General features: G+C 49.0%; 22 protein-coding genes. 7 read left to right on the plus strand and 15 right to left on the minus strand.

What is annotated here, in order from left to right; genetic code table 11:
* The first annotated feature begins 89 nt into the window (after window positions 1-89).
* From ACLTD4_RS10625 to ACLTD4_RS10645, 5 genes are all read left to right on the plus strand, one after another.
* Entirely contained in the window at window positions 90-755 is a 666-nt protein-coding gene (locus tag ACLTD4_RS10625) for a response regulator transcription factor (protein WP_055652659.1), read from the plus strand.
* The gene (locus ACLTD4_RS10630; RefSeq protein ID WP_412331302.1) at window positions 739-2247 is read left to right on the plus strand and encodes a sensor histidine kinase; all 1509 of its coding nucleotides are present in this window, start codon (window positions 739-741) and stop codon (window positions 2245-2247) included. Before ACLTD4_RS10625 ends, ACLTD4_RS10630 begins: the two co-directional genes overlap by 17 nt.
* Window positions 2248-2312: 65 nt before the next feature.
* The gene (locus tag ACLTD4_RS10635; RefSeq protein WP_412331303.1) at window positions 2313-3173 is read left to right on the plus strand and encodes an ABC transporter ATP-binding protein; all 861 of its coding nucleotides are present in this window, start codon (window positions 2313-2315) and stop codon (window positions 3171-3173) included.
* Window position 3174: 1 nt separating this feature from the next.
* Complete coding sequence (locus tag ACLTD4_RS10640; RefSeq protein ID WP_412331304.1) at window positions 3175-5364, plus strand: M1 family aminopeptidase; 2190 nt, start codon at window positions 3175-3177, stop codon at window positions 5362-5364.
* Window positions 5357-6103, plus strand: coding sequence for a hypothetical protein (locus ACLTD4_RS10645; protein WP_117623507.1), 747 nt, complete (start codon window positions 5357-5359; stop codon window positions 6101-6103). The genes ACLTD4_RS10640 and ACLTD4_RS10645 overlap by 8 nt, the downstream gene beginning before the upstream one ends.
* A gap of 17 nt (window positions 6104-6120) precedes the next feature.
* Here ACLTD4_RS10645 and ACLTD4_RS10650 read toward each other — a convergent pair whose 3' ends face one another.
* The 7 genes from ACLTD4_RS10650 to pduL all read right to left on the minus strand — a co-directional run bounded on the left by ACLTD4_RS10650 (window position 6121) and on the right by pduL (window position 12775).
* Complete coding sequence (locus ACLTD4_RS10650) at window positions 6121-6573, minus strand: hypothetical protein (RefSeq protein ID WP_117623508.1); 453 nt, start codon at window positions 6571-6573, stop codon at window positions 6121-6123.
* Window positions 6574-6590: 17 nt separating this feature from the next.
* Complete coding sequence (locus tag ACLTD4_RS10655) at window positions 6591-8123, minus strand: DNA methylase (RefSeq protein ID WP_117623509.1); 1533 nt, start codon at window positions 8121-8123, stop codon at window positions 6591-6593.
* 196 nt (window positions 8124-8319) lie between these two features.
* Window positions 8320-9957, minus strand: coding sequence for a diguanylate cyclase domain-containing protein (locus ACLTD4_RS10660; RefSeq protein WP_117623529.1), 1638 nt, complete (start codon window positions 9955-9957; stop codon window positions 8320-8322).
* 231 nt (window positions 9958-10188) lie between these two features.
* Window positions 10189-10371, minus strand: coding sequence for a 50S ribosomal protein L32 (gene rpmF / locus ACLTD4_RS10665; protein WP_002604249.1), 183 nt, complete (start codon window positions 10369-10371; stop codon window positions 10189-10191).
* Window positions 10372-10373: 2 nt separating this feature from the next.
* Complete coding sequence (locus ACLTD4_RS10670) at window positions 10374-10901, minus strand: YceD family protein (protein WP_025531794.1); 528 nt, start codon at window positions 10899-10901, stop codon at window positions 10374-10376.
* A gap of 86 nt (window positions 10902-10987) precedes the next feature.
* Entirely contained in the window at window positions 10988-12184 is a 1197-nt protein-coding gene (locus tag ACLTD4_RS10675) for an acetate/propionate family kinase (protein WP_025531792.1), read from the minus strand.
* Between the two features lie 21 nt (window positions 12185-12205).
* The gene (gene pduL, locus ACLTD4_RS10680; RefSeq protein ID WP_055652651.1) at window positions 12206-12775 is read right to left on the minus strand and encodes a phosphate propanoyltransferase; all 570 of its coding nucleotides are present in this window, start codon (window positions 12773-12775) and stop codon (window positions 12206-12208) included.
* Between the two features lie 167 nt (window positions 12776-12942).
* On the opposite strand from pduL, the gene ACLTD4_RS10685 reads away from it, so the two are divergent.
* Window positions 12943-14202, plus strand: a complete 1260-nt coding sequence (locus ACLTD4_RS10685; RefSeq protein WP_117623510.1) for a nucleotidyltransferase — start codon at window positions 12943-12945, stop codon at window positions 14200-14202.
* Here the strand turns inward: ACLTD4_RS10685 and ACLTD4_RS10690 are convergent.
* The 8 genes from ACLTD4_RS10690 to ACLTD4_RS10725 form a co-directional block, all read right to left on the minus strand.
* Window positions 14197-14700 (minus strand): NUDIX hydrolase, encoded by a 504-nt coding sequence (locus ACLTD4_RS10690; RefSeq protein ID WP_055652649.1) that lies wholly within the window; start codon window positions 14698-14700, stop codon window positions 14197-14199. The genes ACLTD4_RS10685 and ACLTD4_RS10690 overlap by 6 nt on opposite strands.
* 12 nt (window positions 14701-14712) lie before the next feature.
* Window positions 14713-15057: a phenylpyruvate tautomerase MIF-related protein gene (locus tag ACLTD4_RS10695; RefSeq protein WP_055652648.1), complete on the minus strand. Its 345-nt coding sequence runs from the start codon at window positions 15055-15057 to the stop codon at window positions 14713-14715.
* Between the two features lie 99 nt (window positions 15058-15156).
* On the minus strand, window positions 15157-16305 hold the full coding sequence (locus ACLTD4_RS10700) for a Gfo/Idh/MocA family protein (RefSeq protein ID WP_055652647.1): 1149 nt from the start codon (window positions 16303-16305) through the stop codon (window positions 15157-15159).
* A complete protein-coding gene (locus tag ACLTD4_RS10705; protein WP_117623511.1) occupies window positions 16293-17231 on the minus strand; it encodes a sugar phosphate isomerase/epimerase family protein in 939 nt (312 codons plus the stop codon). Before ACLTD4_RS10705 ends, ACLTD4_RS10700 begins: the two co-directional genes overlap by 13 nt.
* Window positions 17228-18670: a cupin domain-containing protein gene (locus tag ACLTD4_RS10710; RefSeq protein ID WP_181988688.1), complete on the minus strand. Its 1443-nt coding sequence runs from the start codon at window positions 18668-18670 to the stop codon at window positions 17228-17230. Before ACLTD4_RS10710 ends, ACLTD4_RS10705 begins: the two co-directional genes overlap by 4 nt.
* A gap of 62 nt (window positions 18671-18732) precedes the next feature.
* Window positions 18733-19572 carry a carbohydrate ABC transporter permease gene (locus tag ACLTD4_RS10715; protein WP_117623513.1) on the minus strand — a complete coding sequence of 280 codons (840 nt, stop codon included), beginning with the start codon at window positions 19570-19572 and terminating at the stop codon, window positions 18733-18735.
* Between the two features lie 10 nt (window positions 19573-19582).
* Window positions 19583-20521, minus strand: coding sequence for a carbohydrate ABC transporter permease (locus ACLTD4_RS10720; RefSeq protein ID WP_333490871.1), 939 nt, complete (start codon window positions 20519-20521; stop codon window positions 19583-19585).
* 18 nt (window positions 20522-20539) lie between these two features.
* Complete coding sequence (locus ACLTD4_RS10725; RefSeq protein ID WP_181988687.1) at window positions 20540-21826, minus strand: ABC transporter substrate-binding protein; 1287 nt, start codon at window positions 21824-21826, stop codon at window positions 20540-20542.
* Window positions 21827-22041: 215 nt separating this feature from the next.
* On the opposite strand from ACLTD4_RS10725, the gene ACLTD4_RS10730 reads away from it, so the two are divergent.
* Window positions 22042-23856: a sensor histidine kinase gene (locus ACLTD4_RS10730; RefSeq protein ID WP_117623515.1), complete on the plus strand. Its 1815-nt coding sequence runs from the start codon at window positions 22042-22044 to the stop codon at window positions 23854-23856.
* Window positions 23857-23861 lie beyond the last annotated feature (5 nt).

A 23861-nucleotide genomic window follows, 5' to 3' on the forward strand; every position in this document is an offset into this window, starting at 1 on the left:
TTAAACAAATAATTTAAAGAAAGAATCTCAGAAAACTCCACGCAAAATTCAAAGAGCCATGATATACTGGCTTACAGGAGGAGTAACCTATGAAACGAATTTTAGTTATTGAAGACGAACCCGATATTCAGGAAATGCTTTGTGCATATCTGCGTGACGCCGGTTACAGCGTGTCTGCGGCCAGTGACGGAATCCAGGCGATGGACTGTTTCCACCGGGAAAGCTGGGATTTGATCCTGCTGGACTTAATGCTTCCCAAGATCGACGGCTACGGCGTATGCGAGCTCATCCGCAGGGAATCTGATGTGCCGGTCATCATGGTGACGGCTCTGGATACAGAGGAAAACCAGATCCGCGGATTTGATCTGCAGATCGATGACTACGTGACAAAACCATTTTCCATGCCCATACTTTTGAGAAAAATTGCCGCAGTCCTGCGCCGGACCGGGTCTGAAACAGAAAGTCGTCAGCTCTTCTACCGCGACATCGTCATGGACTTAGACGCGTACCGGGTAACCGTAGATGGAGCATTGCTCGATCTGACCACCCGGGAATTTGAACTTTTAAAAGAGCTTTTACAGAATCAGGGGCGCGTCCTGACCCGTTCTGTGCTGTTGGGACAACTATGGAATTACGACTTTATCGGTGATGAGCGCATCGTGGACAGCCATATCAAAAATCTGCGAAAGAAGCTGAACCGTGACTATATTGAAACGGTAAGGGGGGTGGGATACCGTGTTGAAAAGATTCATTGATATCCGGACAAGTCTGACTGCGCGTATTTTCTTAATGACGATCGTGATTCTGCTCATATCCAGCAGTGTAACCTATCTCTTTCTCGCATGGGCGACGCCGATATCCTATCGCTCCATCATTGCCGATAATTTAAACGAAAAGGTGGACCGGCTGATCAGTGATTTGGCGGAAACGACCTTTGAGGAAAGTGGTCCGCTGATCTCCCGTTTTGAGAAGGAGAACAACGCGGAGATTCGGATTACGGCCGGGGACGGAGAAACGTCCCTTCTGCCCGGCAATGCACCGGAGGAGGAGGCTGTGGATTCAGTCATCATAGAAGACGATGGCTCTTCCGTATCCACATGCCGTTCCACTGCTACCGCAGTCGTCTCCGATTCCTCGGAAGTCGAATATACGAGTACAGACTGGGATGCGGCCGTAACGTTCAAGGGAAGCGGCAAGCCGTATGATTTAAGCGTCGTTATCCGCGTTTCCGCTGTCAATGAGACCTCCGAGGCCATGCGGCGCGTGCTGCCCTGTCTTATTCTGATCATGTTTGTCATCTCCCTGCTGGGGGCTCTTTTTTACTCCCGCTGCATCACCCGGCCCATTGTCAGGCTCAGCGGTATCTCCCGAAAGCTGGCGTCCCTCGATTTCGACTGGAAATGTCCGGAGACACGAAAAGATGAAATCGGTATGCTTGGCAGAAATTTAAACGAACTCTCCGACCATCTCAGAGACGCATTGTCGGAGCTCCGGGACGCGAACGCTTCTCTTCAGCAGGATATCGAACGCGAACGCGAGATGGAACGCCGCCGGTCTGCCTTTTTTGCCGCCGCTTCCCATGAATTGAAAACACCGATTACCGTCCTGAAAGGACAGCTTTCCGGTATGCTGGCCGGGGTGGACATCTATCAGGACCGGGATAAATATTTGGCCCGGTCTCTCGCTGTAACCGGCCGCATGGAGAAGCTGATTCAGGAAATGCTGACGATTTTCCGTATGGAACAGGACGACTCCACTGTCCGCAGCGATCCGGTCAGCTTGACGGAACTGATTCAGGAACAGCTCGATCTGGCCGAGGATTTCGCCCAGCTGAAAGAACAGCAGATATCCGTCTCTTTACCACCAAAAGCCGTGATCCAGGGAGACCGGGTCCTGTTAAGCTGCGCCATATCCAACCTGCTGACCAATGCCTTGAAATACTCACCGGATGCGGCTCTTATTTCAGTCACTCTCTCCGAAAGGGACACGGGGCTTATTCTGGACATAGAGAACAGTGGAGTCCACATCCCACCGGAATCACTCCCCCGCCTCTTTGAACCCTTTTACCGGATAGAGGCATCCCGCAGCCGTGAAACCGGAGGCAGCGGTCTCGGGCTCTATCTTGCCAGGATGATTCTGGACCGTCATAAGGCCGTGTGCACGGTCATGAATACCGGAATCGGAGTCCGGGTGGCGGTGAGTTTCAGTTATCAAAAAAACGACAGTCTCCATGAAAACTACACATAAAATCCACCTCACCTCCAAATGGATCATTTATAATCAATGGGAATAAACGCAGGAGGAAAAACAATATGCGGATCACTATTGAACATGTAAACATGATCTATCCAACAGGAAAGCAGGCGCTTCACGATATCAGCCTGACGATGGAGAGTCCAAGCCTCATCGGCCTTCTCGGCCCCAACGGCGCTGGAAAATCAACGCTGATGAAGCTGCTGGTCGCAGGGCTTCTGCCGTCCTCAGGAGATATAACCGTTGACGGCGAGCCCCTGGTGAAATGCGAACGGGCTTTAAAGGCAAAACTCGGCTGCCTGCCCCAGCATTTCGGACTTTACGATGAGCTTACGGTCTGGCAGTTTCTGGACTATATGGCTGCTCTCAAGGGCTGTCCTGACAGCAGAGTCGCTATTGACGAGGCGCTCGCTGCCACCGGCTTAAAGGAACTGCGCAAAACCCGTATACGGACTCTGTCCGGCGGACAGCGCCAGCGGGTAGGAATCGCACAGGCTCTGTTGGGAATGCCTGAATTCCTGATATTCGATGAGCCTACCGTAGGCTTGGATCCCGAGGAACGTATTCGTTTTCGGAACTTATTTTCAGAAACGGCGCAGAACAAACTGGTGCTGTTGTCCACTCATATCATCGACGATGTACAGTCTGTGTGCAACCGTCTCATCATCATCAACCACGGCCGTATCCTTTTCACAGGTACTCCCGAGGAGCTGATCCGCCAGGCTTCCGGGCATGTAGGCGTGTTTCTTGAAGATGCCAGTATACGCAGAGATTCCGGCCTTCACATCACATCCCGTATCAATACGGCAAGGGGAGTGCTCTGCCGCGGCGTGGCAAAGACTCTTCCACCGGAGGCCGAGGCGGCAGAACCCACACTGGAGGACGCCTATCTCTACCTCATCACGAAGGAGGGGCAATAATATGAATGCATCCTCACTCTTTCGTGTGGAATTCGGCCGTCTCATGCGGAACCGTCTGGCCTGGCTGGCCGCCGCACTGACCGCGCTGGCCCCCATTGCCGGCTATTCCTTTTATCATCCAACCTTCGGAGATTCCATGGGCGCGCTCTATCTGGCGAATCCAATGCTGACCGGCGGAATGGCAGGGACGCTTCTCTTCGCCCTGCTGATCCTTGCAGCCCTGGATCAGCCCGCCCGCAGCGGTACTGCAGCACTCATAGAGACGATTATCCCGCCTGTGAAGACGCACGCCATACGGCTGCTGGCTGTGTTGAGTCTGGCTGTTCTGACGTCCCTGGCTGTCGGGATTCTCTACCTTCCGTACACCATGTGGAAATTAAATATCGTGTTCTCCTTCTCAGATTACTGGCTGGCCGTCCTCTTATTTCTGCTGTCAGGTCCTGTCATGGGGACTCTGGCTGCCGCCATGGCGATCCAGATAACCGGACGGCTGGATGTGAGCGTTCTTGCCCTGCTGGCCGCTGTCATCTTTTCGCGCAGCCGCTGGTGCAGCCAGTACTTTCTCGCTCACTGGAATATTCCTCTGGTTTCCACCCTGTCCGACGCCTTCGGGAGCGCTGTCGTATGGCGCACCGCGTTCTACAGCCGTCTGGTCTGGCTGTGCCTGCTGGGCGGCGGCTGGCTTCTCTCTCTTCTGTGCGTCCGGCAGTACGGAAAAGGGGCGGCCGGTTCCATGATTCACAGAATCAAAAGACCGGTACTCCCCATTTCTTCCATACTGCTTCTGCTTCTGGGCGCTGTCTTATGGAACAGACAGCCCTTTATAGACCACTGTCCCGAGGACTGGATTTCCATGGAGACAGCCGATCGGTTTCATGAACATCTGACCACAGAGAGTACCTCCCTGAACGTGACCATCGACAGCTTCCTGATGGGGACTCTATCGGGGGAGGCCTCCTGGCAGATTCGCAACAATTCCGGCAGTCCACAGGAGCTTTACTTCAATTTAAACAGTGGCTATCGTGTCCGTTCCATCACTGCAAATGGGGAGCCGCTTCCTTTTGAGGATCTGAAAAATGACTATATCGCTTCCAGAGAGCTGCGGTGTACGCTGCCCGCGGATGAGGAAATCAGCCTTGTGATTACATACGGAGGCATGCCCCGCATCTGGAATGCACAGGAACGGGAGCTGTCCGGAAACTACATCAGCAGCAGAGGCATTTATCTTGCAAGCCACCATCTCGCTCCCACGGTAGCAGGCTGCGCCCCCGTGGAGGATGGAGATACGCCTGTCACCTTAACCATCACGCTGCCGACTGCCATGACTCCCGTCTCTACCGGTTCTCCAAAGCAGCTTTCCGATAACCGTGACGGGACTGTCAGCTGGGTTATTACCGATCAGGGAACCGATCGGATACAGCTGTTTGCCGGAGACTATGTCTATAAAGAACTGGCCACAGGCAGCGGAATGCCTATCCAGTTTTACTACAGCAAAAGATACCAGTCACGCCTGGAAAACGGAGCCCTGGAGCTGATGGAACAGGCCATCGCCTACTGCACCAGCCACTATGGTCCCCGTTCCTTTACCAAAGACAAACCGTTTAAGATCGTCCAGCTGACTGCATTTCAATTCGGCGGTTTTGCTAACCGCAGCATCAGCGGCATGGGGGAAACGTACTTCAGCGACGAAAATCTCAACAATCCGGCCAAAGGACCGGCCAGCGCCGAGGTTCTGGCCCATGAAATCATCCACCAGTGGTGGGGCTTAGGCGCAACGCTGTACGATCCGGAGGACGAGGACTGGAATGACGAGGGAATCACCGTCTATACCACCTACCGTCTTATGAGTGAAATTATGGGAGAAGACTATGCCCGGGAAAACTATACAGACAAATGGAAGGCTGTCATGGAGGACCAGCACGCATCCTTTTATCAGCGCCATCCGGAATACTTAGACCGCCTTCCCAAACGCTACTCAAATGAGATTCTGGCCTCCAGAAGCGGTTCCAACTGGTATGACGGCAACGCCCTGATGATCTACCGCGCCGCCGAGAAGACAGGTCCGCAGAAAATTGATGAAATCTGGTCTGAACTCTACACCAGGCAGGCCTCCGGATTGTCCGATATGATCACGCTGACGGATTTTTTAGATGCCTGTGGCTTAAAGAAAGGGGAGGTGGAACGTGAATAAGATATTCCGATATGAGCTGCGCCGTATGGTGTTCAGCAAATTTTACCTCGGCTTAAGCGCCGTAACCATCTGGTATGGATGGCAGATATTAAATACCACAACGATTCTGGGCACAGCCCATACCGCACCCTTTTCCCCCTGGAGTTTTGGCAGCTATCTGTCACAGCTTCTTCCCCTGCTCTGCGTGGCCCTGCTGTTCCTTGTGTGGAACCAGTGCAGCAATACGGCTCGCCGCACGGCTGTGCTGACAACCACGGCTGCGCAGAATCCGGGTGTCTACCAGCTCGTAAAATGCGGTGCTGCGGCCGCTGCCTGGCTTTTGCTGGTTCTTCTTCTGGCAGCCCTGGGAATCGGATTCCTGCTGGCCTTATTCGGCGGGGATGTCCCTGTCGGTGAGTACGTGGTGCCAGCGCTGGCGGCGGTCCTGCCTCCGATGATTCTTCTGCTGGGAATCGGTATGCTGGCGGGACAAATTCACGCCTCCCTGCTTTTTCCAATGATGGCTCTGGTATTCGGAACAGGCTTTCTCCCGCTTCCCGACAGCCTCGATCTCTACAGCGGCGCTCTTTTCTCACAGTACCCACTGACACTGGAATACCTGGATCCCGCGTTTTCCATGCCGCTCTCGTCCGTAGCAGGAAAATGTGCCATGGTTCTCATTGGCGCTGCGGCATTTATTTACACGCAAAGGCCGGAACTGTTTCATATTCATAAACGGAATGTTCCATGGTCGGCTTGAAACGGTGATAAAATTTATCAATCAAATCTAAAGTCCACAGGGCATAACGCCTCACCTTCTATTTCAACAATATCATCGAGGGGAATTACCGTTCCATCCAGCAAAATCAGTACTTCCCTGTAACGATCCACTTTCCTGACACGGCCATGGACAGTGACGTAGGAACCGCCGGCTTTTCGCTCGTCTGCAACGAAAAAGATGACCGTTACGGCTGGCTGTTCCTTTATTTTTTCTATCAACAGCAGCAGTTTATCATTCAGAATCTCCTTGCTGTTTTCATCAAGTTCAATCTTCTGGTCAGTCAGCCGCGCCGTTTCCTGAATGGCCGCATCATGGCCGGTCAGGGCCGCAAACGGAGAAAACTGCGCCGCGCGGTCAGATACCGCCATGCTGGGATGTATAGTGGAAACATGATGGGGCAAATGAATGATGTCGTCATAGCGATCTGGTCGATCCGTCTCTCTCTGCATAGATGCCTCCTGTAAAATTACGCCTTATGACCGCCGATCTGGTGGTTGCGTTCGATTGTCATGGCCCCCTCTTCGAGGTTCATACCTTTTAAGAGGGCATTTTTCCCGAATTTCTTCTTAATATCCAGGACAGCCTTCTGAAGCTGTCTTTCCCGTTCCAGCTCCTGCTCTTCCCGCTCCCTCTGCTTTTGAAGAGCCTCGTAATCGGTAAACAGGTCCATCTGTTCAAAGCTCTCCTGCCTTGAAATACTGCCTTCCTCCACCACATGATTCACGGTAATGTAAATCCTGCGGACCAGCAGATCCTGATCGACGATCCTGTCGTACAGATCCATGGCGGCGTCCATGATCAGTTTTGTGGAAGAAGTCTGCCGTTTTAGATTCACCGTTCCATGTGCGTGTTTCGGAACCCTGCGGCCGTAGTGGTCTGTGGTGACGGCTCCCTTATACTTTTTACTGATCTCAGGCCTCGTCAGATTCTCAATATCGTAGCCCACAGTCAGCACCAACTGATCTGTTACAAGGCCCTTATCCACCAAATCCAGCACCAGCAGATCTGTCATCTCCTGGACGATCAGTCTCGCCTTCGCATAGTCGTAGGGACACTGCAGCACCTGGCCGGCGCCGGTGCTGTTCGTCTCCGGTTTATAAGCCTTCACGTCTGCCATCGTACAGGGCTCCCAGCCCCACGCATGGTCTATGAGAAGCTCTGCGTTGATGCCGAACAGCCTGTAGAGCAGCTCCTCATTATGGTAATCCGTCGGCTTCCCCAGGGAGCATCTGGCGATGTCCCCCATGGTATACAAACCGGCGGCCTCCAGCTTCTTTGCATACCCACGCCCTACCCGCCAAAAATCCATAAGCGGTCTGTGTGTCCATAATATGCGGCGGTAGGAATCCTCATCCAGTTCCGCGATTCTGACCCCATTCTCATCCGGCGCGATGTGTTTGGCTACGATGTCCATGGCGACTTTCCCTAAGTACAGGTTCGTCCCTATGCCTGCCGTGGCCGTAATACCGGTCTCCTTTAACACATCCATGATCATCCTTCTGACAAGCTCCCGGGCCGTAAGCCTGTAGGTACGCAGATAGTCGGTCACATCCACGAACACTTCATCGATGGAATACACGTGGATATCTTCCGGTGCAATGTAGCGCAGATAAATATTATAAATCCTTGTACTGTATTCCATATACAGCGCCATACGGGGCGGCGCCGCGATATAGTCGATGGAAAGGGCCGGATCCGCCTTTAAATCCCGGTCATTCACAGAGGCCCCGGAAAAACGGAATCCAGGAGCCCCTTGTCTCCGTCCCGCGTTCGCCTCTTTCACCTTCTGAATCACCTCAAACAATCTGGCACGCCCCGGAATGCCATAGGACTTGAGCGCCGGGGAAACCGCGAGACAGATCGTCTTGCTGGTCCGGCTTGTATCTGCCACGACAAGGTTGGTAGCCAGCGGATCAAGCCCGCGTTCGATGCATTCCACGGAGGCGTAAAACGACTTTAAGTCGATGGCCGCATAGATTCGATTTTCAGATGTTTTCATAGCTGGATGCCTCCAATGCAAACGTATGTTCTTATTAAGAATAGAATACCACAATTGCTGAAAAATATCCAGTGAAATGATAGTTGGGAAAAAATAGTACTGATGAAACGGATTGGGAAAATACTTCTATAAAGATATGATTATTTATTACCAGCCGAAGGCAGATCCCCCGGCTGGTGAAGCTTCCATACAAACACTACTCGCCTCCAATAGATGCATAGCTGGTGAGTCTATTCTTATTATGGGACTTTGAATAGTATAACGCCTTATCCGCATACTTAATGACAGTCTGCGGCTCTGTGCTGTCTCCAGGAAAAACAGCGCTTCCTATGCTGCATCCCACCTGGATCTTGTGATTCTCACAGTAGAACGGCTGATTAATCGCCTTGATAATGCGCTGTGCGGTCTGTTCAACGTTGGATGCGGTCATATCAACGGGCGCAATCAGGGCAATTAAGAATTCATCGCCGCCGATTCTGGCAATAATCTCATTACTGCGTACTGCTGCAGTAAGCCGTCTGGAAATCTCGATCAGTAATTTATCGCCGATGCCGTGGCCAAATTGGTCATTGACCGTTTTGAATCCATCCAAATCCATATAAAGGATTGCAAGAGATTGGGCCGACTGGTCCAGCGTACCGCTGCACTGATTGATATAGGTTTCAAAAGCCAGTCTGTTTTTCAAACCGGTGAGCGGGTCGGTGGTCGCGATGGTCTTCATTTCACATAACGCGGCATCGGTGACGTTTAAATCGCTGAACAGGTCAGAAAGGGCCGATTCCAGCTTCTCCAGCTCATAGATTCCATTGCAGTCAGGCATCGGAACCTTATGTCCCGCTTTTAAAAGCGTAGCCACCTCGGAAAGCTCATTTAAGGGTTCAGTAAGCTTTCTCGATATCGCTCCACAGAGAATCATAAACAGGAACAGGAGAAATACACCGCTGACAGCCAGCCAAAGCAGAAGCTGCACGATATTTTGATAAGCGATATTTACCGGCTGGCGAACGACCACCGTCCAGCCGAGACCGCTATAGTCGTCATAACCGGCAGAGGTACTGAAACCAGTCAGATACTTCTGCTTGTCCGGCCATGTGATGGACGCCCAATGGCGTTCGCTGCTCCTGATAACGGGGCCCATTGTCTGTTCCAGAGATTCACCGATGAGTTCATTCGGCCCCAGCAAAACGTCGTAATCCTTACTGAGTACAAGCACTTCCATTCTTTTGCTGTCACTGAAGGTATCGGCAGTCATTGCAACCCGTTCCTGTGCCCAGTTCCAGTTCAAGTGAGCGGCCAGGACACCTTTGAAATTCCCCTCTTTATCATAGAGAGGAGAACTGATATCGACAAAGCGAAGCGGCTCTCCCGAAGGATTGGGGAGCAGCTCCGAAAGCAGCAGAGCTTCATGGACATCGCCTATAAAATCCCCTTTCGCTCCTTCTATAAATACGGGCCTGGCGGAAATGTCCGAATCTAACAGAACATCACCGCTGGACGCTTTGACAATGCCGTTCGCATCAGTAACCCCTACCCAGGAAAAGGACGGAAAGGAATCCTGAAGCTGTTTTATCAGAGTGGAATCGGTTCTGTAATTTTCATCGGAGACAAGTGAGCTGGCGGCCTTCAGCATATCGAGCTGGTGATAATGATTCCACATAAACTGATCGAGCTGCGCGGAGATCTGACCGGCCATATCGGTTAAGTTCTCCCCTGTTTCTGTCTGCAGCTTATAACCAGAGTACCGTCCGATCATCACCGACAGCGTAACAATAATACAAACAATGAATATCGTAAAATACTTGTTTATTTTCGTCTGCAGCTTTTCTGATTTCATAAAGTCCTCATTTCCCATTGTGCGATATTCCGTTTATTGGTTGTTACAGCAGTACACCGTTTTTTATATCGATCTTACTCATAGTTTACCACTCCCCTGCGCGTATGTCATCAACAATCACATCGCATCAGCCACAAATACATCACGCCCTCTACAAACAAAAACCCCCGGAGGAAATCCTCCGGAGGTCTTCATTGTACTTCATGTTCATGTCATAGAGATTGTTGAAAATTAGTCTTCAACGCTGATGATTTCTTTCTTGTTATAAGAACCGCAAGCCTTGCAAACTCTGTGAGGCATCATAAGTTCGCCGCACTTGCTGCACTTAACTAAGTTCGGAGCACTCATCTTCCAGTTTGCTCTACGTTTGTCTCTTCTAGCTTTAGAAGATTTGTTCTTTGGACAGATAGACATGGTTACACCTCCTTAAACTGTTTAAAAATATCCTGGATGACCGCCATTCTGGGGTCCAAAGACCTTGTATCGCAGTCGCAAGTCTCATGGTTGAGATTTGTTCCACATCTATTACAAATCCCCTTACAGTCTTCACTGCAGAGAACCTTCATAGGCAGATTCAGTATGAGTTCATCACAAACCAACTGGTCCACATCCAGATTATAACCACTTAAATATGGTTGTTCATCGAGATCTTCTACACGCTCTTCCTCGGATTCATTCAAATCCAGAGTGCGGATAATATCAAATTCCAACGGTACTTCCACAGGATCGAGGCAGCGGTCACACGGAACTTTCAGAGTAAGCTTTGCCTTCCCCTCAACTTCCAGCTTCCGGTCACCCAGATTCATAATTCGCAGAACCACCTTATCCTTGGAGGCCACCTCATAATCGCCGTTAGGGCAATGATAGGTGTCCATTTCAATATCGGGTGTATAAGTTTTCTCTTTCCCTTCCAGGGTAAACAACTCTGACAAATTAATAAGCATATTAATCTCCATTAATACGCACCTATGCTATTATACACAGGCGCGCATCATTTGTCAATAAAATATTTCCAATATTAAACAACCAGTTATTTCACAAGGGCTAATGTTTCTCTGGCGATGGACAGCTCCTCGTTAGTCGGGATCACACATACTTTTACCTTGGATTCCGGAGTGGAGATGGTCACTCTCTTGCCTCTTGCCTTGTTGATCTCAGGATCGATCTCGATGCCGAGATATCCTAAATATTCGCACACAGCGCCTCTGATCGGCTTATCGTTTTCACCGACACCAGCGGTAAATACGATGGCGTCAACGCCGTTCATCGCAGCTACATATGCGCCGATGTATTTAGCAACACGGTAGATGAATGCCTGGATCGCAACGTCTGCCTTATGGTTTCCTTCGTTCTGTGCCTTCTGAACATCTCTGAAATCGCTGGATACGCCGCCGGACATTCCGAGAATACCGGATTTCTTATTCAGGATATTGAGGACTTCATTGACATCCTTGCCCTCTTTGTTGCAGATAAACTGAACAACAGCCGGATCGATATCACCGCTTCTGGTACCCATGATCAGGCCCTCTAACGGAGTTAATCCCATGCTGGTATCAACGCACTTGCCGCCGATGGAGGCAGATACGCTGGCGCCGTTTCCTAAATGGCAGACAATAACTTTTGCTGTCTCAGGGTCTAATTCACAGTACTTGATCGCTTCTTTGGATACGTAGCTGTGGCTTGTCCCGTGGAAGCCATAACGGCGAATGCTGTACTTCTCATAATATTCGTAAGGAATCGCATATAAGCTTGCCTTCTCCGGCATCTTCATACCAAATGCAGTATCGAATACGGCTACGTTCGGTGTTCCCGGCATCGCTTCCTCACACGCTTCAATTCCCATTAAGTTTGCAGGATTGTGAAGAGGTCCTAAATCGAAGCAGTCGCGGATTACTTTCTTTACATCCTCATTAACAACGATGGAGTCGCTGTAGACAGTCCCTGCGTGCAGTACGCGGTGTCCGACTGCAGAGATTTCGCTGGTATCCTTGATCACGCCGTATTCCGGATCTACCAGAGCGTCCATGACCATCTTGATCGCTACCGTGTGATTCGGCATCTCTTTTTTAACTTCCAGCTCTTCCTTGCCTGCTGCCTTGTGGGATAAATTGGAGCCTTCGATACCGATTCTTTCACACAATCCTTTTGCTAAAACCTCTTCGTTCTCCATATCGATTAACTGATATTTTAAGGAAGAACTTCCACAGTTGATAACTAAAATCTTCATTTTACAGTATTTCTCCTTTTATTATTTTACGATTTCGCCGTACTGTTCTCTGCCACAGGCAGCGGCATTGGATTCATCCGTGTCAATATGCATAGCCAGCGCATAGCTGTCACTTACACGAACTACTACGTCGCCGAATACAAGGCTTCTGCCGTCTGTATCAACCTTAACGGATACAATGTCGCCGTTCTTAACGCCCAGTGCCTCGGCATCTGCGTTGGTTGCATGAATATGACGCTTTGCAGCAATTACGCCCTCTGCGATCTCAATCTCTCCGCATGGTCCGACGATCTTACATGCTCCGCTTCCAGCGATGTCTCCGGATTCCCTGATCGGTGCAGCTACGCCAATCGCACGGGCATCCGTTAAAGAAAGCTCTACCTGCGTTGCCTTTCTAACCGGTCCTAAGATGGATACGCCGGCTAATTCTTTTTTGGAACCTACAATGGTAACTCTCTCTTCGCATGCATACTGTCCTGGCTGGGATAAATCTTTCTTTCTTGTGAGTTCATATCCCTTACCAAATAAAATCTCAAGATGTTCCTGAGTTAAATGTACATGACGCGCTGAAGTTTCTACCAAGAATTTCATACCTATATTCTCTCCTGTTCTTTTTAATAATATGAATGAATATTACAATTCTGCTTCTATTCTATGTGCTTTGATTAAAATTTTCAAGTGCTGTCTCGAAATAATTTGCATTTTTTATGAAACAATTGCATAATAGAGTGGAAAACAGCAAAAAAAGGACGTAATTTATGACGAAAAATGAAAATGCTTACATCGTCGGCATTATAGCGGAATACAATCCGCTCCACAAGGGACATGCCTGGCACATACAAAAAGCCAAAGAACTGGCCGGCGCTAAATACTGTGTCGCCGTCATGAGCGGTGACTTTGTTCAGAGGGGCGCCCCGGCGATTTTCGACAAATACACAAGAACAGCCATGGCCCTGGAAGCCGGCGCCGATCTGGTACTGGAGATGCCGTCCATCTTCGCCGCCAGCAGTGCGGAAGATTTCGCGGCCTGCGGGATCGCGCTCCTGGACCGCCTGGGCGTTGTCGGTTCCGTCTGTTTTGGAAGCGAATGCGGCAATATGGAAGAAATTTCCCGTGCTGCTTCTATTTTAGCCTCAGAACCGGACCTTTATACGGCGGCACTGAAGGAACAGCTTAAAAAAGGCTTCTCCTGGCCCCAGGCGCGGGCGCACGCACTCTCTTTAACCGGCGACTTCGATAAAGAGCTCCTGGATTCTCCCAACAACATCTTGGGAATCGAATATGCAAAGGCTCTCATAAGACGAAAAAGCCCGATCCGGCCCATCACGGTTCTGCGTCAGGGAAGCGGATATCACGACACCGGATTTTCCGATGTCTTCTGCTCCGCCTCCGCAATTCGAAAAGAGCTGGAAGCAAACGCATCAAACGGCGGCGAGGGACTTCCCGCATCCGTTCTCCAGGGTATGCCTTCATTTGCCGGACGCTTCCTGGAACAGGCTTATCCAGTCTTTTTAAATGATTTCTCGACGCTGCTTAATACGGCGCTGCTGCGTATGACGGCGGCATCGGATCCCTTTGAGCAGTATCTCGATGTCTCGGACGATCTGGCGGCCAGAATCAGAAAGGAGCTTCTCTCCTTCTCTTCTTTTGAAGACCGGATAGGCGCGCTGAAGACCCGGCAGTACACCTATACCAGAATCAGCCGCGCCCTGCTTCATCTTCTGCTTGGCATCACGGATCAGGAGATTATGGCCGGCCGCGCCGCAGATTACGCGCCTTACGCCCGTGTCCTCGGCTTTAACCGCGGTGCTTCCGCGGTCCTTTCAGACATCAAAAAAAGAGGGACCATCCCTCTCATCACGAAAACGGCCGACGCCGGCGATCTTCTGGAAGGAACGGCGTGGGAGATGTTTCAGAAGGATCTGTTCTGTTCTCACCTCTACCAGGCCGTCGTTTCCGGAAAATATCATACTCGCTTGAAAAATGAATATACGCATTCGGTCGTCATGAAGTCATGACGGCCGGATGAAACTCTCTATTTTATCTTTATAGAGCAGAAATCTGGATTTCGGAACCACAATTCCCTGACGCCACATCTCCATCAGCTCATCAAACACGACAAATTTCGCATCTACTACTTCCTCCGCCTGAAGCTTTAAATCCTCCAGATTCACATTCTGGCGGGTAATATACGTATCCACGAAACGCTCCTTTAAACAGATGGAATGGATCAGATGAAGCTCGTCCTTTGATGCGTGGATTCCAACCTCCTCTGAGAGCTCACGGAGCGCCCCTTCCACGCTGTTCTCACCCGTCAGCACAGATCCTCCGGTACACTCCCACAAAAGGCCGTACGGCTTATCCGGGTGCCTTCTGGTGAGCAGTATCTCCGATCTCTGGTTCACGGTCCAGACATCGGCTATAATATGGTACTCCCCAGGTCCCAGCGGCACGCCCCGCTCATGTGTCTTACCGGTCATTTTCCTGTTCTCGTCGTAAACATCCCACAATTCCATAGGTTTTTCCTCCTAGAAATTAGCGCCGTTCCAGCCCCAGTGTTCCACTTCCTCGTATTTGATATAAATCTTATCCTGAGGAATCCCCAGCACCTCCTCATAGATCTGACACAGTCTGGCCGTAAGCTTATCGTAAGCTTCATCCGTCGTTCCGCCGAAAATCTTCACCTCCACATAGGCCAGTTTCGTATGATTCTGCCCCTTGAAATAAAGAGAATAATTGTCCTCAAAGCCAACCATCAGCCAGCTTTCTGATTTACCCGGAATCAGGGATATTGCCTGTCCCAGCTTACCTTTCAGCGTTTCCTTCTCGCTGTCCGTAAGCGGCACACTTACCTTGGAATTAATAAATGGCATAATTTTACTCCTTCCTATAATTTTCTCTATCATACCACAGTCAAAGAGAAAATGCCATTCTGATTTCCGTAATTCCAGCCTGGTTTTTGTTCCAATGTCCTATGATTCTATTGTTACCCAGCGGTTTTCTGCATTGCTTCGAATGCACGCGTCAACCACTCTCATGATCTGGCGCCCCTCTTCAAAACCGGCGTGCACAAACGGCTGCTCCGGCTTCTTTATATGCCCGTAAAACGATGTGATGCCATTGCAGAATGCATCGGCCCAGCCAACAGAGTGGCCAGCCGGAAGAGCAATCCACGGTGCCGCATAGCTCCCGACATTCTGAACTGACGCATAGAGATCCTCATTTCCGTTTTCACGTTCCCCTATGAACAGATGATCCGCCCGCTCCTGCTGCCAGGTGAGAGAAGCTACTGTTCCATTGACCGTAAGGGCCAATCCGTTTTTCTTTCCGGCTGATACCTGTGAGATTAAAAAAAGGCCCTGGATTCCGTCTTCAAACTCTGCCATGACGAAGGCTGCGTCTTCAGAAGGCACGGCTATTTCCGTATACTGTCTTCCGTTCCGTCCCGGTTTTTCAAAAGTACCGGCAGCTTCTTCCGTTTTTTTCCTGACCGGATACAGATGAATCAGATTTGCATATACGGATTTAATCCGCCTGCCCAGCACATATTGAGCGGTATCAAAGCAATGGGAACCAATATCGGCTACTGCGCGGCTCTCTCCTCCGGTTTCCGGATTCATCCGCCAGTCATAATCCGTATCGAACAGCAGCCAATCCTGTAAATACTCCCCATATACCATGAAAGCCTTCCCAATGGCCTGTCTGCCGACACGGTCCTTCATCTCGTGAACCATCACATTGTTACGATAATTAAAATTGACGCCTGTACACACGTGCTTTTCCTTTGCCAGTCTGATCAGTTCCGTCGCTTCTTCCACCGTCATTGTCAGCGGTTTTTCGCAGTATATGTGTTTACCAGCTTCCAGAGCTGCCCTGTTAATCTCGAAATGCATATTGGTTGGTGTGCAGTTGTGTATGGATACAAGCTCCGGGTTCTTCATCATTTCACGGTAATCGCTGTAAAACTCAGGGATGCCCAGATTCTGTGCGATTTCTCTGCCCGCTTTTTCATTTGTATCACAGAGTGCCAGGACCGTAAGGCCCGGAATTCTCCGCACTGCCTCGATATGCTGTTTTCCGATAAATCCGGCTCCTATAATTCCAACCTTTATCTGCTCCATTCTTCCCTTCCTCCGTATACAAATTGACTAATATACCGTTTACTTAACAGAATCGCTTCTTCGATGGATTCCTTTGATCCCTCAAACGACTTGTCTTCAATTTCAAGACAGAGACTTCCGTCGTAGCGGATATCCGTCAGAGCCGACAGGAAACGTCCCCATTCCACATCTCCGAGTCCCGGAAGTTTCGGTGTCATATAGGAAAGAGGCGCCGCCAGTATGCCGTTGTCATCCAGGCGGTCTTTCCATATTTTTATATCCTTGATATGTACATGAAACAGTTTATCCCGAAACTCGTATATTGGTTTTAAATAATCCATCTGCTGCCACACCAGATGGGACGGGTCATAATTTAAGCCGAAGCAGGGACTGTCAATCCGCCGGAACATTTCCCTCCAGACTGCCGGTGATACCGCCAGATTCTGTCCGCCCGGCCATTCATCCTCTGTAAATAACATGGGGCAGTTTTCTATTCCGATTTTTACGCCGCAGTCTTCGGCCAGCCGGATGATCGGACGCCATACCTCTTCGAACAGGGCTAAATTTTCAGACAGGGACTTGGAAGGATTTCGTCCAATAAAGGTCGTAACCATTAAAATGCCCAGCCTGGCCGAAGCCTCGATCACCTTTTCCAGATGGGCGACGGCGATCTTTGCTTCTTCCCTGTTCTCCGCCAGCGGATTGGGATAATAAGCCAGAGAAGAGAGTCTTACCTTTTTCTCCCTGCAGTACTCTCTGACTGCGTTAATATTCTGCTCCTCCAGCTTATCCACGTCAATATGCGTTACCCCAGCATACCGTCTGGAGACATTCCCTTTCGGCCAGCATGCCAGTTCTACGCAGGAGAACCCATGTTCAGAAGCAAAATCAATAACCTCCTCAAACGTATAATCTGCTAATATCGCACTGACAAATCCCAGCTTCATCTTTTTTCCTCCCCTTCTTCTGAGAGCCAAAGCCCCATTCGCTCATGGTGTTGTTTCTGGCTCTCGCGGCAGTCGCCGGCTGGACACTCCTGCATGTCCGCGGGACTCGCTGCCTGCGGAAATAAATCCGGCCTTAAATGAGTCATATCCGTAGGATTTTTCTCTACTCTTACAATCGGATTCGGACAGTATACATTATAAGTCTCTCTTGAATTCATCTTGATAAATGTTCCCGGGTCATTAAGCGCCTCTTCCTCTTCCTTTGTGGGGCGCGGCGGTCTTGTATAGACGTATGCAATATGGGGATACAGACTGTCTCCCGGTGTTTTTCCAAAGACGCTCTGTTTCGCATGAAAGTAGAGCGCGGTGTAGCCTCCGGCATCTGCATGAGCAAGCCCCCTTGGCAAGATCACTAAATCCCCCGCTTTAAACTCATAGTATTCCCTCTCACAGGTTTCATCCCCTTCACCGATCGTGACACTGCCGGAACCCGCCAGAATAAACTTGTACTCTTCGATGTCCGGATGGGAATGGGAGTCAAACGGCCTGTCCCTGTCAGAATCCGCTGATTTTTCAGCGAGATTGCAGATGGCAATATCATCGGTCCATGTGAGGGGATAGCTGGACTGTTTAAGCCCTGCATTGGCATTGTAGACCGGGGGAGCATCCACTCGTTTTAATACCCTGGCCCCCAGGACAGATGCATTTTTTTCCGCTTCTTTGCGGTTATTCATCACAGAAGTCTGCGGATCCACCGGGGTAATTTCCCGGTACAGCCGGTTTACTGCCTCCGGCTCCGTCTGGTCCCTATGGATTTCCTCTGCTTCCAGGATTCTTCCTAAGGATCTTTCCATCGTCTTTGTCTGGTTGTAACACGTATATGTACCTGGTGTCTTTAAATGTGCCGTCTCCCCCTCTTCCGGCCTCTCCGGCCGGTCAAGCGTTACGACCGGATGCGGAAAACGCACGGTACCGGCCATACTTCCATAAACGCTTGTCCTGGCATGAAAACAGATGGCTTTCCATTCTCCTTCCATGCGGTAAGACACTTCACGCGGAACAATGACGAGTTCAAGCTCACCGAATTCAAAACGCTCCTCCGCCGCACCCATGGCATTTCCCAGAATCAGGGTTCCGCGGCCTTCCAGTATATAGTAATAAACCGTAACATCCGGATGCATCCGGACCGCCCATGGCCGACAGTTATCCGTCACTCCCTCTTTTTCCATGTAGGAAAAGATACCCAGGTCATTCACTTCGCTCAGAGGATAATTCCATTCTCTGCAGGCAGTCTCGTTGTCATAAACAGAGACGGCCGCTCCTCCTCTGATGATTCTTGCCCCGGGAACCAGCGGGTTTTTGGCCGATTCCCGCATGTCCCCTGCAAATTCTTTCCGGTCTTCTTCCTGTCTCGCAGGACTCATATCAATCTTATACATCGTTTCATTTCCCTTTCTTTCATTCCGCTCCGAGTGTGTATGAAAATTGCTTTCCGCCGTGCTCAGGCCTTTACGCCGCCTGCCATAATTCCATCCATAATATTTTCTTCGAAGATCATAACAAAGATAATGATGGGCGCCAGAATCACACCTCCCATGGCACTTAATAAATCCCATGGCACATCATAAGCATTGGCCCTTGGCAGGGTTGAGATACCGATAGTCAGTACTTTGATCTTCTGTGAGAAAAACAGAGGGATAAAAAACTCATTCAGACAGCTGATAAAATTTATAATACATACAGTTGCCACAGCCGGCCTCATAAGCGGCAGAGTCACAAACATAAGCTTCTGCATATGATTTGCCCCGTCGATCTCAGCCGCTTCCTCGATATCAATGGGAATGCTTCCCAAATAATTTCGAAGGATCAATATGGTAAACGGAATCAGGGAGCTGGTATAGAGCAGAATCAGCCCCGGATACGTATCTACCAGTTTTAAACTCCTCAGATAGTCATAAAGCGGTCTTGCCGTCACGATCCCAGGGATCAGAGCTGAAAACACGATCAGTCCGTAAGCCATGGACAGTCCCTTGGAAGGATAACGCTCAAAGGCATACGAAGCGAGTATACAGATGGCCGTTGACAGAATCAGGGTTACCCCCGTTATGATCAGAGTGTTCTTGATTTGAGGGAAGATACCCACGGTATGGATTAGTGTCTGGTAGCTCTTTAACGTGACATGACGGGGAATCCATTGGATGGGATTGGTAAAAAGCTCCATTGACGGTTTGACGGAAGAAATAAAAATCCAGTAAAGCGGTATCAGTATAATCGCCGCTGTCAATACCGTCAAACTCCATTGAAATACTTTAAAAACTTTCTTTTTCAAATGTTGTCCCATTTCTATCCCCCTAATCCGATATTTTCTTGATTGCAAACAGATTGATTCCGGTCAATACCAGCATGATAAGAAACAGTACCACAGCGATTGCCGATGCATATCCCAGATTCAGATTATTAAACGCTTCAATCAAAATCCGATAAGACAGTACAGAGGTTCCATCATACGGTCCGCCTGAAGTCATGGCATAAACCAGTTCGAAGCTTGTAATACGCCACATTGTAAAAAATATGGATATGGTCATCACTGTTTTCAGAATACTCGGAATCGTGATATAGAAAAAACTTTTGACTGCTCCGGCCCCGTCTATTTTGGCCGCTTCATAGATGTCTGCAGAGACGAATTGCAGGGAGGCCAGCACGAGGATCGCGAAGAAAGGGATATCTTTCCATAAGTCAACGATAATCACTGCAAGCCTTGCCGCATCCACGTGGATCAGCCAGTCATAATGAAATCCCGAAACCAGCCGTCCAATCAAGTCATTCACGAATCCGTACGTTCCATTGAATCCCCATCTGGCGGCGCGCCCCGCTACGATCATCGGCATAGCCCAGGGAATCAGCACAATCGTTCTCAGAAACTTTTTTCCTTTGAATTTCATATTCAGCATCATGGCAAGAATCACGCCGAGCACGATATGAAATGTCATGGAAATAATGGTAAACAGAATAGTAAACTGCATGGAAGAGGCAATTTTTTCATCTGACAGCAGCTTTGCATAATTTTTCAGGCCGGCAAACGCTCCAGTTCCTCCTCCAATAATATGTAAATCACGAAAACTGTTAATAAATGTCATAAGGACCGGATAAAGGGTCGTAAGACACCGGATTATGATCACTGGAAGAATCATCAGCCATGGAAGCCAGCCATATCTTTTCGTGTAATTGGAAAGTACCCCTATTACACCAAGAGTCCGTTTTACCGGACTCTTTATTTTTTCTGCCTTCAATTCATTACCTCCTCAGAACTATTTTGCCTTATCTGGAAAATACGTTTTTATACATTTCTGCATTCCTGCAATATAATCGTCAAAGCTGAGTTCATCACTTACATATTTTTGGAACAGCGCACCCACATCGTTGATATATTCCATCGAGTTGACCGGAAGCGGACGAGGAACCAGTGTTGTAGTTTTCAGATACGATTTTAGCTGCTCCATTCCCGGTACCGTAAAATCCGGGTCATCCACGACATCGGTCCTTGCAGGAAGTCTGGAAAACGTCCGGCCATACGCCTCCTGTCCCTCCAGGCTTGCAGCCCAGCTTAAGAAAACCTTTGCCGCTTCCTTATTCGGTGATGCAGCGTTCAGCACATACTGCCAGCCATTGGCATAGGTCTTCTCCTGCCCAAGATTCAGCATGGGGGCAATGTAAATGTCATCCTCTCCGTATCTGCCGGCTGCATCATACGTTGGCATAAAGCTGGAGTAATTCAGCATCGATGCGGATGAACCGTCCATAATACGCTGATTCAATTCCGTATACTGATCCGCCAGCTGTGAAAGAGGTGTATACCCCTGATCAACCATCTCTTTCATAAATTTTACGGCTGCCTGCGTGTTTTCATTGGACCAGTCGTACATATCACCGCCGAACAGGTTTACAAACTCACCGATATCGTTCCATACATAGGTCTGTTCCCAGCCGCCCCCGTAACCATACACGCCATCCTTCGATACCGCCTTTAAAAATTTCGTAAACTCTTCGCTCGTCTTTACGGATTCCATTCCGGCTTCCTTTACGTATTTGGAATTCAGCCAGAAACAGAATATTTCCATGAACATGGGAACACCTTTTCCATCACTCATCTCAATGAATGATTCCGGATATACTGCCTTAATCTCCGGAGTGAGCACATCATTAAGCGGTTCCAGATAATTGGTTCCGGATAATGAGAGAATCATCTCCTGATCCACGGAAAGGATATCGACTGTATCATCACCGGAAGAAAGAATCGTCATAACCTTAGCCGTCCGATCGTCTGTATTAGTCGGCATGGCAAGCACTTCAATCTTCAGACCCGTGGAACGCTCCGCCGCATCCACATAATCCTGAAAGTTCTCCTGTGTGGCCGCATCGTCGCAGAAAAGTGTGATTTGCGCCCCAGACGTCTCCCCTTTTGCAGTTGAAGCTTCGGTAACGTGTTCTTCCTTTCCTGTGGTTTCCCCTATTTCATTTGTTTTCCCTGCACACCCTGCAAGAGAACCGGCTGTCATACTTGCACACAGCAGAATGCTCAAGACTCTCTTTTTCATAGTCTGTACCTCCTTGTTTGTTTTTGTTTTGTCAGACAAGCACATTATAGACAAAAAATATGACTGTGGAAATATGTTTTTTTATGCTGATTTTAAGATTTTTTACCTGTTTTCTCCAATATTGTTGTGATTATTGACTTATATTATAGGGCTGGATATAATGAAATCACGTTTTTATTCACAGTTCATAACAGTAAGGATGGTTCCCGATTCCCATGAAAAAAAACATAAAAAGATTTCTGAGTTCGTTCCACTTAAAATTAAACACCGTATATAAGAAACTCGTATGCCTTACTTTGGTATGCAGCCTCGTTCCGCTGCTCTTAACCAGTTCGATCTCTTACTATATGGCTTATTCCATGTCAAAAAACAGGACCATTGATTCCCTCCGCGCTGCCAACCGACAGATCGCCATCAATATTAACAATCGGCTGTCTCAGGTAGAAAGCCTCTCTAACTCGATATCCTTCTATCTGTATCATCTGCAGAAGACTCCGCTCTATCCTCTGTCTGAATACCTGTCCGCCTATTCGCAGAGCAGGAACAGCATCGGCTCCATAAAGAGCACGTTTAAGCTTCTGCAGATAACCGTCTTTCTTCCGGAGGACTGCTTCATCAATCCCACCGGCAATGGAATCAACTTTTTTCCTTTAAACCGGCTGTCTGATTATAACATGACGGAACAGGAGCTTTTTGACGCCGGTTCCCGCTCCTTTTGGCGCACCAATAAAGACTTACAGTTTCCTGCGGCCTTTTCAGCCACCCCAAAAAGTGTCATGACCTGTTGGAACGCATACCGTAATATTTACACAGGATCTTTAAATTATGCCTTTGCCTGCCATTTACGGCTGTCGGAATTCTCGGAATTACTGAGTTCCCCTATCGATACCTCAGACAGCAGAAGCTACGTCATCGATCAGGACAACCGGATCCTGATGCACAGTGATGAAAAGAAAACAGGAAGCCTGCTGGCCGCAGACCAAGTAAATCTGTGGGACGAAACAAAAGATTCCTTTATCGTAGGGGACACCCTTCTCGTTGCACAGCCCCTGGACAATCCTTCCATGATGCTTATCACACAGATCCCGCTCTCCTATGTCCGGCAAAATGGTAATTTTATCCTTACCTTTCTTCTGTTGGCGATATGCTCGATAATAATCTGCACCGTCTGCTTATCAATTGCTGCATCGAAAACATTTACACGCCGATTCCATACACTTTCCCAGGTGATGGAATCCATAAAAGCCAGTGAAAACCGTGATATACTAAAGCTTCTTCGCCCCATGACCACCCGCCTAGCCTGTGACAGGGATGAGCTTGATCAACTGGCCGGCACTTACGAGACCATGGTACTGGAACACGATGAATACTTTAAACAGATACTGGAGATGTCGCTGCAGACAGAAAAGCTGAAGTATCAGCTATTACAGTCCCAGATTAATCCTCATTTTCTTTTTAATACCTTAAACACCATCGTTTCCTGTCAGTCACTCGGAAAAGTGGAATTGGCCAGTCAGACGATTACCAATCTGTCTCAGTTTTACCGGCACCTTTTACATGATCCTGACCATTTAATACCGATCCGCGAAGAGCTTTTGGTAACGGAGTTGTATTTAAAGCTGATCTGTGTATCCAAACCCAATCGAATCACATGGAGCTTTGAGACGGAAGACGGCATTGAACATTTTTTAATCTGCAAATTCATATTTCAGCCTTTTATGGAAAACGCCATCATTCATGCGATTCCTGATTCCAGCAGTTCTCTCCATATTGTAATTTCGATTCAATATGAGGAGGATACCATACTGATCCGGATTTCTGACAATGGAATCGGAATGGATAAAGAACGTTTGGCGGACATCCGGCAAACGCTCCAAAAACATCAGGCTGACTACGACAAAAATTATGGAATCAGCAACGTAAACGTACGTCTCACGCCCTATTTCGCCCCCGGCTGTGATACGATTCAGCTGGAAAGCCATCCTGGCTGCGGCACCTCATTCACCATTCATTTAAAACAGATTTTATAAGGAGG

The sequence above is a fragment of the Hungatella sp. genome (assembly GCF_046966825.1).